General features: G+C 71.3%; 13 protein-coding genes. 5 read left to right on the top strand and 8 right to left on the bottom strand.

All coding sequences use genetic code 11. The annotated features are described in order from the left end of the window. Positions 1 to 59 precede the first annotated feature (59 nt). A complete protein-coding gene (locus JJQ90_RS22025) occupies positions 60 to 692 on the bottom strand; it encodes a TetR/AcrR family transcriptional regulator (RefSeq protein WP_216878420.1) in 633 nt (210 codons plus the stop codon). A gap of 88 nt (positions 693 to 780) precedes the next feature. Here JJQ90_RS22025 and JJQ90_RS22020 point away from each other — a divergent pair, with 88 nt between their 5' ends. The 5 genes from JJQ90_RS22020 to JJQ90_RS22000 all read left to right on the top strand — a co-directional run bounded on the left by JJQ90_RS22020 (position 781) and on the right by JJQ90_RS22000 (position 5,792). Continuing rightward, on the top strand, positions 781 to 1,203 hold the full coding sequence (locus JJQ90_RS22020) for an ABA4-like family protein (protein WP_216878419.1): 423 nt from the start codon (positions 781 to 783) through the stop codon (positions 1,201 to 1,203). Next, a complete protein-coding gene (locus tag JJQ90_RS22015; RefSeq protein WP_216878418.1) occupies positions 1,200 to 1,973 on the top strand; it encodes a hypothetical protein in 774 nt (257 codons plus the stop codon). Before JJQ90_RS22020 ends, JJQ90_RS22015 begins: the two co-directional genes overlap by 4 nt. A 31-nt stretch (positions 1,974 to 2,004) precedes the next feature. Beyond that, positions 2,005 to 3,717, top strand: coding sequence for a glucans biosynthesis glucosyltransferase MdoH (gene mdoH, locus JJQ90_RS22010; protein WP_216878417.1), 1,713 nt, complete (start codon positions 2,005 to 2,007; stop codon positions 3,715 to 3,717). A gap of 169 nt (positions 3,718 to 3,886) precedes the next feature. Continuing rightward, positions 3,887 to 5,296 (top strand): adenosylhomocysteinase, encoded by a 1,410-nt coding sequence (ahcY, locus tag JJQ90_RS22005; protein ID WP_216878416.1) that lies wholly within the window; start codon positions 3,887 to 3,889, stop codon positions 5,294 to 5,296. A 172-nt stretch (positions 5,297 to 5,468) separates the two neighbouring features. After that, on the top strand, positions 5,469 to 5,792 hold the full coding sequence (locus JJQ90_RS22000) for a hypothetical protein (RefSeq protein WP_216878415.1): 324 nt from the start codon (positions 5,469 to 5,471) through the stop codon (positions 5,790 to 5,792). A 67-nt stretch (positions 5,793 to 5,859) separates the two neighbouring features. On the opposite strand, the gene JJQ90_RS21995 is transcribed toward JJQ90_RS22000, so the two are convergent. From JJQ90_RS21995 to JJQ90_RS21965, 7 genes are all read right to left on the bottom strand, one after another. Further along, positions 5,860 to 6,723, bottom strand: a complete 864-nt coding sequence (locus JJQ90_RS21995; protein WP_230410882.1) for a hypothetical protein — start codon at positions 6,721 to 6,723, stop codon at positions 5,860 to 5,862. 49 nt (positions 6,724 to 6,772) lie between these two features. Further along, entirely contained in the window at positions 6,773 to 7,900 is a 1,128-nt protein-coding gene (locus JJQ90_RS21990; protein ID WP_216878414.1) for a glycosyltransferase family 4 protein, read from the bottom strand. Between the two features lie 22 nt (positions 7,901 to 7,922). Next, positions 7,923 to 9,605, bottom strand: coding sequence for a heparinase II/III family protein (locus JJQ90_RS21985; protein WP_216878413.1), 1,683 nt, complete (start codon positions 9,603 to 9,605; stop codon positions 7,923 to 7,925). After that, positions 9,602 to 10,270 (bottom strand): ribulose-phosphate 3-epimerase, encoded by a 669-nt coding sequence (gene rpe / locus JJQ90_RS21980; protein ID WP_216878412.1) that lies wholly within the window; start codon positions 10,268 to 10,270, stop codon positions 9,602 to 9,604. Before rpe ends, JJQ90_RS21985 begins: the two co-directional genes overlap by 4 nt. A gap of 12 nt (positions 10,271 to 10,282) precedes the next feature. Continuing rightward, positions 10,283 to 11,377 (bottom strand): acyltransferase family protein, encoded by a 1,095-nt coding sequence (locus tag JJQ90_RS21975; protein ID WP_268958691.1) that lies wholly within the window; start codon positions 11,375 to 11,377, stop codon positions 10,283 to 10,285. Positions 11,378 to 11,441: 64 nt separating this feature from the next. Further along, entirely contained in the window at positions 11,442 to 11,909 is a 468-nt protein-coding gene (locus JJQ90_RS21970) for an Lrp/AsnC family transcriptional regulator (protein WP_216878410.1), read from the bottom strand. Between the two features lie 86 nt (positions 11,910 to 11,995). Continuing rightward, a complete protein-coding gene (locus tag JJQ90_RS21965) occupies positions 11,996 to 13,321 on the bottom strand; it encodes an RsmB/NOP family class I SAM-dependent RNA methyltransferase (protein ID WP_216878409.1) in 1,326 nt (441 codons plus the stop codon). Between the last annotated feature and the right edge of the window lie 32 nt (positions 13,322 to 13,353).

The raw sequence follows: 13,353 nt of genomic DNA, 5'->3' as shown, positions 1-13,353 counted from the left end.
GCCCGTTCGGGCGCTCGGACCGGTCAAGAGACCGGTCCGCCGATATCAGCCGGCCGTTCTCACCCCGGACCCGGTGGCAGGCAGGCGGCGACGAGCAAGGCGAGCAGATCGGCCTCCACCTCCGCGCCGCGCGGTTCGGGATGCCAGAGGTCGCTGCGCGGGGCCTCCGCCCGCAGGGTGCAGAAGCCATGCACCCCGGCCCAGGCCAAAGCGATGCGCGCGCGCAGGGCGCGGGCGTCGGCGGCCGGCGCGACCGCCTGCATCGCCGCGTCCAGCGGTTCCCGCGCGCGGCGCGCGGCCTCGGACCAGGCCGGGTCCTCGGGGTCGATCAGGTCGGTGCGGAACATCAGCCGGAAATGCGCGGGGTTCTGGCGCGCGAAGGCCATGTAGCCGCGCCCGGTGGCCGCCAGGCGCTCGGCCGGGCTGGCCCCGGGCGGCAGGGCGGCCAGCGCGTCCTCCATCGCGGCGCGCAGGCGCAGCGATTTCTCCGTGGCGAAGGCCGTCATCAACCCGCGCTTGTCGCCGAAATGGGGCGTGGCGGCGGAATGGGAGACGCCGGCGCGGCGGGCGCATTCGCGCAGGGAGACCGCCTCCGGCCCCGATTCCTGGACGATCTCCGCCACCGCATCCAGCAGGGCGCGACGCAGGTCGCCGTGATGGTGGCGGCCACGGGTCTTCGGGGTGACGGACATGGGCGTAAGTCTGCGCCGCGCGAATGAACTTGACAATGGTCAGATCGACTTGCGAGAAACTGACCATCGTCAAGTTTGAGGTCGCGCCATGACGCTCGAAGCCATCTTCTCCGCCGCCGGCAGCCTCGCCATAGCCGGCTGGCTCGCTTTGCTGGTGGCGCCGCGACGACGCTGGGCGAACTGGCTTGTCGCCGGCCTTGCCATCCCGGCGCTGCTGGCCGCGCTCTATAGCGTGCTGCTGGCCTCGCATTGGGGCGGGGCGGAGGGCGGCTTCGGATCGCTGGCGGAGGTGGCGGCGCTGTTCCGCACGCCGGGCCTGTTGCTGGCCGGCTGGGTGCATTACCTGGCCTTCGACCTGTTTCTCGGCGCCTGGATCTGCCGGCGTGGCGCGGCGGAGGGGATGAACCCCTGGCTGGTCCGCCTCTGCCTGCCGCCCACCTTCCTGGCCGGGCCGGCCGGGCTGCTGCTGTTTCTCGGGATGCGCGCCGCCTTGGGGGCGGTGCGGCGATGAGCGCCCTTGTCGCGGAGCTGCACCGGCGGCAGCGGGCGCTGGCCTGGGCCGGCTGGGTGGCGCTGGGCTGCCTGCTGCTCAGCCTGGCCGCCATGGCGGTGGACTCCCGGCAGATCTACGGCGTCTCCGTCTGGACCAAGCCGGCGAAATTCGCCGCCTCCTTCATCCCCTGGTTCTGGACCCTGGCCTGGGCATGGGGGGTGCTGGCGCCCGCGGCGCGGCGGGGTGCGCTGGCCGGGCTGGTGCTGTGGGGGACGCTGGCGGCCGCCCTGTTCGAACAGGGCTGGATCAGCTTCCGCGCCGCCGCCGGCCTGCCGAGCCATTTTGCTGGCGATCCGCTCGGGCAGGTCATGTTCACGCTGATGGGGATCGGCGCCACGGTGCTGGTGGCGTTGGCCGGGCTGCTCGGGCTGCTGGTGCTGGCCCGCGGCGATGCGGCGCAGCCGCGGCCCTGGCGGCTGGCGGTCGGGCTGGGACTGTTGGTGGCCGGGGTGCTGGGCGGCGTCACCGGCTTTGCCATGGGCAACGCCGGCAGCCCGCTGGTCGGCGGCAGCGGCATGCCGGGCTTTCCGCCGTTCTTCTGGTCGCGCGATGGCGGCGACCTGCGGGTGGCGCATTTCCTCGCCATCCACGCCATGCAGGCGGTGCCCGGATTCTGGCTGCTGACCCGCGCCGGGGCCTGGCCGGTGGGGCTGGTGGCGATGGGCTGGACTGGCGTTTCGGTGGCGGCGCTGTGGCTGGCGCAGGCGGGCGTGCCGCTCTCGCCGTAAGCGCGCCATCTTCGGGCGTCATGGGGGGCGGGTGACCCATGAATCGTCCCCTGAATCGCCGGTCCTCCGCCGGTCCCTTTTCGCCCTGCTGGTGGCGGCGCTGGCCGCATTGCTGCTGGTGTTGCTGTGGCGGGCGCTGGCGCCCGGGGGCATCGGCGCGCTGGAATGGGCGATCCTGGCCTGTGTTGTCCTGACGACGCCCTGGGCGGCGCTGTCAGCGGCCAATTCCCTGGTCGGGCTGGTGATCCTGCTGCGCGCCGCCGACCCGCCCGCCGCCGTGCTGCCGGCCCTGGCCCAGGCGCGCCCCGGCCCCCCCAAGGCCCTGACCGCCCTGCTGGTCTGCCTGCGGAACGAGCCGATGGAGGCCGTGCTGCCGCCGCTCGCCACGCTGCTGCAGGGCCTGGAACAGGCCGGCGCCGGCGACCGATTCCGCCTGTGGCTGCTCTCCGACACCCAGGACCCGGCGGCGGTGGCGGCGGAGGAGGCGGCGATCCGGGCCTTCCTCGCCGCGCACCCCAATGCCCGCTACCGCCGCCGCGCCGACAACACCGGCTACAAGGCCGGCAATGTGATGGAGGCGCTGGACCATCACCTGACGGAGGAGGCATTCTTCGTGACGCTGGACGCCGACAGCGTCATGACCCCGGCGGCGATCCTGCGCCTGGTCGCGGTGATGGAGGCCGATCCCAGGCTCGGCATCGTGCAGCAGCTCATCGTCGGGCGGCCCGCCACCGCCGCCTTTCCCCGGCTGTTCCAGTTCGGCATGCGCGCCGGCATGCGCGCCTGGGCGACCGGCCAGGCCTGGTGGCAGATGGATGCCGGCCCCTATTGGGGCCACAACGCCATTTTGCGGGTCGCCCCCTTCCGGGATCACGCGAAGCTGGAGGCGCTGCCCGATGGCAGCCGCATCCTGAGCCACGACATGGTGGAATCGGTGCGGCTGCAATCCGCCGGCTGGGCGGTGCGCTGCCTGCCGGCAGAGGATGGCAGCCAGGAAGCCAACCCCCCTGCCCTGCCGGAATTCCTGCGCCGCGACGAACGCTGGGGCGCAGGCAACATGCAGTATTTCTGGCTGTTCCGTCTGCCGGGGATGACCTGGCTGGGGCGGCTGCAACTGGTGCAGGCGATCCTGCTGTTCCTGGGCGCGCCGCTCTACGTGCTGGCCCTGCTGCTGGCGGCGGCGAATGGGCTGACCGGCGGCGGCGCCGGCACGCCGATGGGGGCGCTGGCCCTGGCCATCCTGGCGCACTGGCTATGCTACTTCGCGCCGAAGCTGGCGGGCTATGCGCAGGTGCTGATCCAAGGCGAGGCCGCCGCCCGCCATGGCGGCCGCGCCGCCTTCGCCCGCGGGGCGCTGGCCGAACTGCTGTTCACCCAGTTGTTCGAACCCCTGTCCAACCTGAACAAGGCGATCTTCCTGGCCCGGCTGCCCTTCGGCGCCCGGCCGGGCTGGCTGCCGCAGAACCGGGCCGACCGGGGCGTGTCCTGGCGCGACGCCACCCGGCTGCTCTGGCCGCATACGGTGACGGGCCTGCTGCTGACGGCCTGCTTCGCGCTGGTCTCCTGGCCCGCGCTGCTGCTGGCGCTGCCCTTCACGGCCGGGATGATCCTGGCCGTGCCGCTATGTGTGGCCACCGCCGATCCGCGCCTCTCCGCCTGGCTGCGCGGCAGGGGCATCGCGGCGGTGCCGGAGGAGCTGGCGGCTGCCTCGGCGGACATCGCCGCCACCCCGCGACCGGCATAGCCAAGTTTTTTGCCGCTACCTGGATATATAAAGATATCTTTATAGATATGCGAATATCTTGGCTGGTGGAGATGCCGGTGCTAAGACGCCGGGCCAGATCACGACCGCAAGCGCGGCCGGGACGAATCAATCTTGTTTCTTCCCCAGGCCGAATATCAGAGGATTCCCCATGCCCGACGCCGCCGGCCAGGACTTCATCGTCAAGGACCTTTCCCTCGCAGCCTGGGGCCGCAAGGAAATCAACATGGCCGAGGATGAGATGCCCGGCCTGATGGCCGTGCGCGCCGAATACGGCGAGGCCCAGCCGCTGAAGGGCGCCCGCGTCGCCGGCTGCCTGCACATGACTATCCAGACCGCGGTGCTGATCGAGACGCTGAAGCATCTCGGCGCCGATGTCCGCTGGTCCTCCTGCAACATCTTCTCCACCCAGGACCACGCCGCGGCCGCCATCGCCGCCGCCGGCACGCCGGTCTTCGCCATCAAGGGCGAGACGCTGCCGGAATACTGGGACTACGTGCAGAAGACACTGGAGTGGGGCGATGGCGGCACGCCGAACGTGCTGCTCGATGACGGCGGCGACATGACGCTGCTGGTGCATTACGGCCTGCGCGCCGAGCAGGGCGACGTCGCCTTCCTCGAGAAGCCGACCAATGAGGAAGAGGAAGTCTTCTACGCCCTCATCAAGAAGCTGGTGAAGACGAAGCCCGGCTGGTTCGCCGAGCTGGCGAAGTCCATCGTCGGCGTCTCCGAGGAGACCACCACCGGCGTGCACCGCCTGTATGTGATGGCCAAGGAAGGCAAGCTGCTGTTCCCGGCGATCAACGTGAATGACAGCGTCACCAAGTCGAAGTTCGACAACCTGTATGGCTGCCGCGAATCCCTGGTGGACGCGATCCGCCGTGGCACCGACGTGATGATGGCCGGCAAGGTCGCGATGGTCGCGGGCTTCGGCGACGTGGGCAAGGGTTCGGCCGCCAGCCTGCGCAATGCCGGCTGCCGCGTCATGGTCTCCGAAGTCGATCCGATCTGCGCGCTGCAGGCGGCGATGGAAGGCTACCAGGTCGTCACGATGGACGATGCCGCGCCGATGGCCGACATCTTCGTCACCGCGACCGGCAATGTGGACGTCATCACCGCCGACCACATGCGCGCCATGAAGCACCGCGCCATCGTCTGCAACATCGGCCACTTCGACAGCGAAATTCAGGTCGCCGCGCTGAAGAACTACAAGTGGGACAATGTGAAGCCGCAGGTCGATGAGATCGAGTTCCCCGACGGCAAGCGCATCATCCTGCTGTCCGAGGGCCGGCTGGTGAACCTGGGCAATGCCACGGGCCACCCCTCCTTCGTCATGTCCGCCTCCTTCACCAACCAGACGCTGGCGCAGATCGAGCTCTGGGCGAATCCGGGCAAGTACGAGAAGAAGGTCTATGTGCTGCCGAAGCACCTGGACGAGAAGGTCGCCGCGCTGCACCTGGCCAAGGTCGGCGCCAAGCTGACCAAGCTCTCCGCCCAGCAGGCCGGCTATATCGGCGTGCCGGCGCAGGGTCCCTTCAAGGGCGAGCAGTACCGCTACTGAGGACGACGGCGGCGCCGCACGGCGCCGCCACAGTCCCAAAAAATCCGTCAGGGCGCAGGCCCTGGCGGATTTTGCTTTTGCGGGCACACCGCAAAGCCCTTGCACGCCCGCCTGCCCTGGCCGCAAATGCGCGGCAACCGCATGATGCGGTATCGGTCAGGGGTAGAGCGGCATGTGGGTCTGGATCGTCATCGCGGTGCTGTTCATCTATCTGTTCGCCAGGACGGTGCAGGAGAATGCCAGCAGCACGCGGTCGCCCGCCGCCGCGCTGATCGGGTCCATCGCCGATGGGTTCGGGCTGATCGCGCTGACGCTGGGGGTGTTCGGCCTGCTGATGGCCCTGGTGCTGGGGGTGCTGGTCGATGTGGGACCGCGCCTGGCCGGCGAGAGCCTGACCGCGACGCTGCTGTGGAGCGCCGCGCTGATCGCCATCGGTGTCCTGCTGATCTTCGCCAGCGGCGGCATCCGCCGTATCGGTGGGCGCGCGCGGGCCTAAACCCTGATCGCGCCTGCCCAGGAAGACTGCGGCGCCATCGCCATGCGATGACGCCGCGAACCCCTGTTCAGGCCGCGTAGCGGCGCGCCAGCAGAAGCGTCTTCCGCGTGCCGGCCTTGGCACCGAGCACGGAGGCCGCCGCACCCAGCAGCAGGGTGGCGAACAGCCAGAAGGCCCCGATGGAAGCGGCGCGCGCCGCGGCATCGGCAGCCTGCCGTGCCTCCGTCTCCGCCGCCTGGGCCACCCGGGTCGCCTCGGCCTCCAGCGCGGTGATGCGCTGGTTGGCTTCCTCCGCCGTGATCTCGAACTCGGCCGCGGCCAGCGCCGCCAGACGCTCACGTGCCGCGGGCGGGAAGTTGCCCGCGCGGGCGCGCTCACCGATCAGCCGGGCCATCTCCGCGCGCCGCTGGTCCTCGGTCAGGTTCGCCGGATCACCGCCGCCCTGAAGGCTGGCCTGGAGACGCTCCACCAGCGCCTCCGGATCGCTGATCTCCGGAACCGCATCGACGGCGGCGGAGGTCACGGCCTCCGTCGCGCCCTGCATCAGCCCGCCCACGCCGCGCGCGGCGCCGGAGACGACATTGCCGAGCAGCACCGCGGAGACCAGGAAGGCGATGGCCCAGACGGACAGGCCGTGCAGCACGCCGTCCGTGTCATCGGCCGTGCCGGACAGCCGCGCCGCGACATAGCCGCCGCAGGCCAGGCCCAGAAGATTGGCCACCAGCAGCCAGATGGCGCCGGCCACGCCGAAGCTGCCCGCTTCCGGCGTCTCGCCGACCACCAGCGGGTCGATGGTGCTGGCGCCGATGGCGACGCCGAGGATGTTGAACATGGCGCCCACCGCGACGGCGACGAGGCCGCCGGCAAGGATGGCGCCCCAGGAAACGCGGGAAGGCACTTTATCGGTGGAGACGGCAATGGCCTGCGACATGTCTTGATACTCCGGAGACGCCGCCTCAACGCCCGGAAGTGTTTGAAGTTCAGGATAAAACCGGGGGCGATTCCAATAGCGCGATGGTCCGCCGCAGCACCTTCGCCTCATCGAAGCGCATCAAGGCCCGCGCCCGGCCGGCCACACCCATCGAGCGCCGCAGCGCAGCACTTCCGGCCAGGCGGGACAGGGCCGCGGCCAGGGGCTGGACCTGCATCGGCGGCACCAGCAGCCCGGTTTCCTCCGGCACCACCTGTTCGCGCGGGCCGCGGATATCGGTGGCCACCACCGGCAGCCCGGCCAGCATCGCCTCGATGATCGACATCGGCAGGCCCTCGAAATGGGAGGGTAGCGTGAAGACATCGGCCGCCGAGAGCAGCGCCGGCACATCCTCCCGATAGCCGAGGCGGACGAGGCGCCGGCCGAGCGTGGTGGCGGCGCGCTCGAAATGTGGTTCCAGATCCTCGCCGTGGTCGCTGGCCAGCCTTTCGCCCGCGACCCAGAGCACGCAATTCGGCGGCGTGTCGGCCATGGCCGCCAGCAACTCGCAAAATCCCTTGTGGCGAACGAGGCGGGAGATGGCGATCACCACGCAATCCCCCTCCCCGGCCCCGAGTTCGGCACGCAGCCGGGTGCGGGCCGCTGGATCATGGGCGAAACGGCCAGGGTCGCGGCCATTCAGCACGGCGACGGGGCGCGGATGGATGCGCAGGCGCTTCGCATCCGCCGCCTCCTCCTCGCTGACCGTCAGATAGGTGTCGGTGATGCGCCCGGCGGCGCGTTCCAGGGTCAGCGCCAGGCGGCCGCGCCAGGCGGGGCCGGGCTGGTTGAACAGGAAGCCGTGGCAGGTATAGGCGATGCGCGGCACCCCGGTGATGCGCGCCGCCGTGCGCGCCAGCAGCCCGCTGATCGGCATATGGGCATGCACCATGTCGGGTCTTTCGGCCCGCATCAGCGCCACGAGCTGGGCCAGGGCACGGGCCTGGCGCAGCGGGTGCAGGCTGCGCGACATGGCGATGGGCTCAATGCGGAAGCCCTCGGCGCGCGGCGCTTCCAGCAAGGGGCCTTCGGCACAGGCGCCCACCACCTCATGCCCCCTTGCCCGCAGGCCGCGCATCAGCGGCAGCAGGAAGTGGCGCATCGCGAAGTCCACATTGGTGACTTCGAGAATCTTCATGCGGCGGCGGGCGGGCCGGCGATCACCCCGGCTGGGGCTCTGTCGTGGGCGCCGGCTGGCCGATGCGCGACAGCGCCCAGTTCACCGTGTCCACCCCGGCTTCGACATGCAGCGCCACCTGCTGGCTGCGGCGCGGCTCGCCGCCCAGATAGATGCTTTCCTCGATCGCCACCCGCACATCCCGCCCGGCGCGCAGCCGCCAGCCGGCGCCGGACGGCAGGCGCAGCAGCGCCCCCTGCTCATCCTGCTGGAGGCTGGCAGTCACGGAAGGATGCAGGTGGAAGCGCAGGGTGCAGCCGGGCAGCGCCGCTTCGCGGGTGGTCTCCAGCAGATCCTCCCCGATCAGGCTGTCGCCGGATTCGGACAGGAACAGGCGGCGGCGATGGCGCAGGCCGAACTGCTTCACCCAGCCATCATGGGTCGCATCCAGCCAGAGCTTGCCGTCCTCCTCGAAGCGATCGGTCGTCACCCCCTCCACCCGACGCCCCAACCCCTCGGGTCGGAGTTCGGAGGAGTTGGTATCGGCCAGCACCAGGGTGGAATGGGCCGCGGTGGCGCGCATGGCATCGCGCCATTCGCCCTCGGCCGCCGGGGCGGCGCCGCAATTGACGATCAGCCGTTCCCGGCCCACCGACATCTCGAAGGCCAGGGTGCCGGCATGGGCGTTGCGGTCGGCGCCGCGGGGCAGGCCACCGGGCGCGGCATCGCGCCGCGCGGCCGGCGGCGCGCCGCAATCCATCAGCACCAGGGTCCGGCTGGCGGCAAGCCGGTGAAAGCCCGTCTCCGGCAACTGCATGGGCGCGCGGCCGCGCGACTGGCCCTGGGTCAGCACCAGGTCGATGAAGGAGGCCGGCTCGTCCCGCGTGCCGTTGAACAGCGCGAGTCCGCCATCGGCATGGCGCAGCATGCGCAGCGCCGGCGCCACGCGGTCCAGCGTCGCGGCGAGCTGCGGCGGCGCCTCCACCCCCGCGCCATGCAGCAGGTTGCGGATCTCGATCAGGTCCTGGAGCGCGGCGAGCTGCACGCCCGGGCTGCGTTCCACATGGCCGCCATCGGGGCGGAACTGCCGTTCCAGCTCCTGCGGCAGGAAGCGCACGCAGCGGGCGAGCCAGGTTTCCTCCTCCAGCGCCACGGCGCCGGCCATGCCGCCCTTCAGCGCCACCAGCGCGCCGCGATGCGCGGCCTCCGCCGGCAGGCCGGCCACCACGCCGCGGGCATCCTGCGCCAGGCGCTGCATCAATTGCCGGCGAAAGCCGTCCTCGGCCGTCGCGGCCAGGAAGTCCCAATGGCCGAGCCAGGCGGAAATCCGCGCCCCGGCGACTTCCGGCGCCTCCGCCAGCGGGTCATGCGCGCCATGCGCCAGCCAGTCGGCGGCCAGCGCCCGGCCGCGCAGCCGGGCGGCGTCGGTGCCCAGGGCGCGCAGGTCGCGAAGCCAGGCGAAGCCATGCGCGGCGGCATACCAGGCCTGGCTGCCGCCGGGCTGGGCCGGGGTCCAGTCCGTGCGGGTGGGCGCCGCATCCCCCTCCGGCGCGCGCAGCGGGCGCGTGGTGCCGAAGGCCTCGAACTCGCCGCGCAGCAGCCGCGCGCCGCGCGCCGCATCGCCGGGCCAGAGGTCGCGGAAGGAGCGTGCCGGCCCGTCCGGCACCTTGATCGGCTTGAGGTTGGCGAGGATGCGGCGTGCGCCGCGCAGGACCCCCTCGATCATGCGCGCGCCCCCCCGCCCCGCAGCGCGGCGATGGCCGCCGCATAATCCGTGGCGCCGAACACGGCGGTGCCGGCCACCAGCACATCCGCCCCGGCCGCCAGGCAATCCGGCGCCGTGGCGGCGGTGACGCCGCCATCCACCTGAAGCGCGATGCGCCGGCCGCTGGCATCGATCATCGCCCGCAGCGCGGCGATCCTGGCCAATTGGCTGCGGATGAAGGACTGCCCGCCGAAGCCGGGATTGACCGACATGACCAGCACCAGGTCGCAGAGATCGAGCACCGGGGCCACAACCTCCAGCGGCGTGCCGGGGTTGAGCACCACGCCGGCCTGCTTGCCCAGCGCGCGGATGGTCTGGAGCGAGCGGTGCAGATGCGGCCCGGCCTCGGGATGCAGGCTGATGAGCTCGGCGCCGGCCTCGGCGAAGGCGGCCAGGTAGGGATCGGCCGGGGCGATCATCAGATGCACGTCGAAGAACAGCTTCGACTTCGGCCGCAGCGCCTTCACCAGGGCCGGGCCGAAGGAAATGTTGGGCACGAAATGCCCATCCATGATGTCGAGATGGAGCCAGTCGGCCCCGGCGGCCTCGATGGCGGCGACTTCCTGGCCGAGCCGTGTGAAATCGGCGGCGAGCAGGGACGGGGCGATGCGGATCTGTTCGGACATGTCCCCGCGGTTCTAGCCGCCACCGCCCCCCTGGGGAACAGGGGTTGCGACCACGACATGCGAATGGCGGCCTGCGGAGGGCCGATTCAGCAGCGCCCGCACCGGCCGTTCGAACAACAGGAAGACCGCGACCGACAGAAGCACGGCCGCGAGCACCGCCAGCGGCAGGGCGATGGCGGCGCCCAGCCCCGCCAGCAGCGGGTCGATCAGCCGGAACAGCATGTGATGCGTCATGTACAGGGCGAAGGAGGCCTCCCCCAGCAGCACCGGCAGGGGCCGGGACAGCAGCCGGGTCAGCGGGCCGTCCCAGGCGAAGCCCAGGATCAGAAGGCCGAAGGGCGCCAGCAGCAGCAGGTTGCGCAGATGCGGCGGCATGGCCGCGCTGGCCGGAACCAGGGCCAGCAGCAGCAGGATGGCGCCGATCTGCGTGATGGTGGCCACCCGCTCCCCCGGCCGCCAGTGCCGCCAGACAGCGTGCAGCGCCATGCCGACGGTGAATTCCAGCAACCGCCCCAGCGGGTGGAAATGGAAAGATCCCGGAAAGGCCCTTTCCAGCCCCGCCGCCGCCGCATCGGGCAGCAGCAGGACCGCCAGGGCGCAGGCCGCGAAGACCCCTATGGCCCGCCCGCCCACCAGCAGCAGCGGAAACAGTGCGTAGAAGACCAGCTCGACCGAGATGCTCCAGGACACCGCATTGTAGCCCAGGGTGTAGAGCGGGCCGCTGAACAGGGCATGGATCACCAGGAGATTGGCGACACCGCTGTTCACCTTCTCGCCCAGGCTGTTGCCCCAGCTCGCGAAGAACAGCCAGGTCCAGAGGATCAGCGTGGCGTAGTGCAATGGCAGCACCCGCGCCGCCCGCCGCCGGTAGAAGGTCAGCGGGCGAAAGCCCTCCGGCGCATGGGCGTGGCGCAGGATGAAGCCGGAGAGCACGAAGAAGAAACTGACCCCGAGCGCGCCCTCGGACAGCGGAACCAGTCCGACGGAGGCCGGTAATACATAAGGCACATGAAACAGAACCACCGCGGTTGCAGCCAGAAATCGCAGGGACGTCAGCGCGGGAAGCTGGACCGCGGGCGGATTCTTCTCACGCTTTGAAAATGACATCCCTGCGGCATTGGACCGTTGCCCGATGAAGGGCAATCAACTTCCATGTCATCGGCATATTTGATCAAATCGGCAGGGCGGTGGTGCTCTTCACCCGTTCCATGGCGAAACGCCCGGTGACCTTGCGCAGCGACGGCACGGCGGCGACGAAGCGGCGGTAGAAGGCGTCGTAGCCCGCCATGTCCGGCACCACGACGCGCAGCAGATAATCGACGTCGCCGCCCAGCCGCCAACACTCCACGATCTCCGGCAGGCTGGCCACGGCCTCGGCGAAGCGGGCGATCCACTCGCCGGAATGGTCGCCGGTCTCCACCGCCACGAAGACCGAAATGGGCAGGCCGACCAGCGCCGGATCCACCAGGGCGACCCGGCCGGTGATAACGCCCGCCTCCTCCATCCGCCGGATGCGCTTCCAGCAGGGGGTCGGGGTCAGCCCCACCTCCTGCGCGATCTCGGCGAGGGAGCGGGCGGAATCCCGCATGATGAGGCGCAGGATTTCGCGATCGATACGGTCGAGTTCAGCCACAGCCATGGTGAGGACATCCCGATTATACGGAATGTCTAGCACAATCCTCTCCGCCGCCAAGGCAGGGGCGGCGCTGGCGAAAAACCCTTCCCTCACGCCTTCCGGAAGCGCGCCGCGAAGAAGCCGTCGATGCCGCCCTGTTCGGCCCACATGTCGGGGCGCGTGCGCATGGTGCCGCCGCGGATCAGGGCGGTGCGCAGCCCCGGCAACTCGGTCGGCGCGATCGGGTCGGGCAGCAGGCCGAGCGCGGCGGCGCGGGCGACATGCGCCTCCCCCTCCTCCGGCTGCAGGGAACAGGTGGCCAGCACCAGCCGCCCGCCGGGCCGCAGCAGCTTCGCCGCCTGGGCCAGCAGCCGCGCCTGTGCCTCCACCAGCGGGGCGATGTCCTTCGGCCGCTTCAGATGCGGGATGTCGGGGTGCCGGCGAATGATGCCCGTGGCGGAGCAGGGCGCGTCCAGCAGCACAGCGTCGAAGCCGGCCTCGGTCGGCATCCAATGCGCGGCGTCGGCTTCCTCCACCGTCACCGACAGCTTCAGCCGGGCGAGGTTCTCGCGCAGCCGGGCGGCGCGCTTCGGGTCGCGCTCCACCGCCGTGACGATGCCGCCCGCCGTGGCGAGCTGCGCGGTCTTGCCGCCCGGCGCGGCGCAGAGATCGGCCACACGCTCCCCGGGCTTCACGGCCAGCAGCCGCGCCGGCAGGGCGGCGGCGGCGTCCTGCACCCAGAAGGCGCCCTCGGCCAGTCCGGGCAGGTCGGTCACGCGGGTGCCGGCGGGCAGGCGCCAGGACCCGGTCGGCAGCTCCACCGCGCCTTCGGGCGGTGCGGCGCCGGGGGCCAGGGTCAGGTCGAGCGGCGCGGCCGATTGATGCGCCCTGGCGATGGCGCGCACGCCGGCCGCGCCATAGGCGGCGTGCCAGGCGGACCAGAGCCAGGGCGGCGTGTCCAGCCTCTCCCGGTCCAGGCTTTCGTAGATCTCCGCCCCCTCGGTTGCGACCTTGCGCAGGACGGCGTTCACGAGGCCGGCGAAGGGGCGCGGCACCACGGCGACGGTCGCCGCCACCGCCGCATGGGCCGGCGTGCCGAGCACCAGAAGCTCCGCCGCCCCCATCCGCAGCGCGGCGCGCACCACCGGCGGCGGCTCCCGCCGCAGATGCGGCTCCAGCACGGCGTCGAGGCTTCCGGCATGGCGCAGCACGGCGGCGGCCAGCCGATGCGCGGCGGCGCGGTCGCGCGGCTCCAGCGCCGCAGGAAGCTGGTCCAGCGCCTCCTCCAACGGCCGGCGGCGGTCGAAGACGGCGGCCAGCAGCAGCAGCGCGGCGGAGCGCGTGCCGGGCGGCGGCGCGCCACGATGGGCGCGGGCGTTCGGGGGCTTGGCGGTGACCCGCTTCGTGGCCGGATCGGAGGGATTTGCAGGGGGCATGTGGCCGGGTTTATGGCCGCCCGCCGCGCCAC

This window comes from Falsiroseomonas oleicola (assembly GCF_019029495.1).
In the GTDB taxonomy this organism is placed as follows: Bacteria; Pseudomonadota; Alphaproteobacteria; order Acetobacterales; family Acetobacteraceae; genus Falsiroseomonas; species Falsiroseomonas oleicola.
The sequence above is the reverse complement of the archived record's forward strand: the minus strand, read 5'-3'. Positions and strand labels throughout refer to the sequence as shown.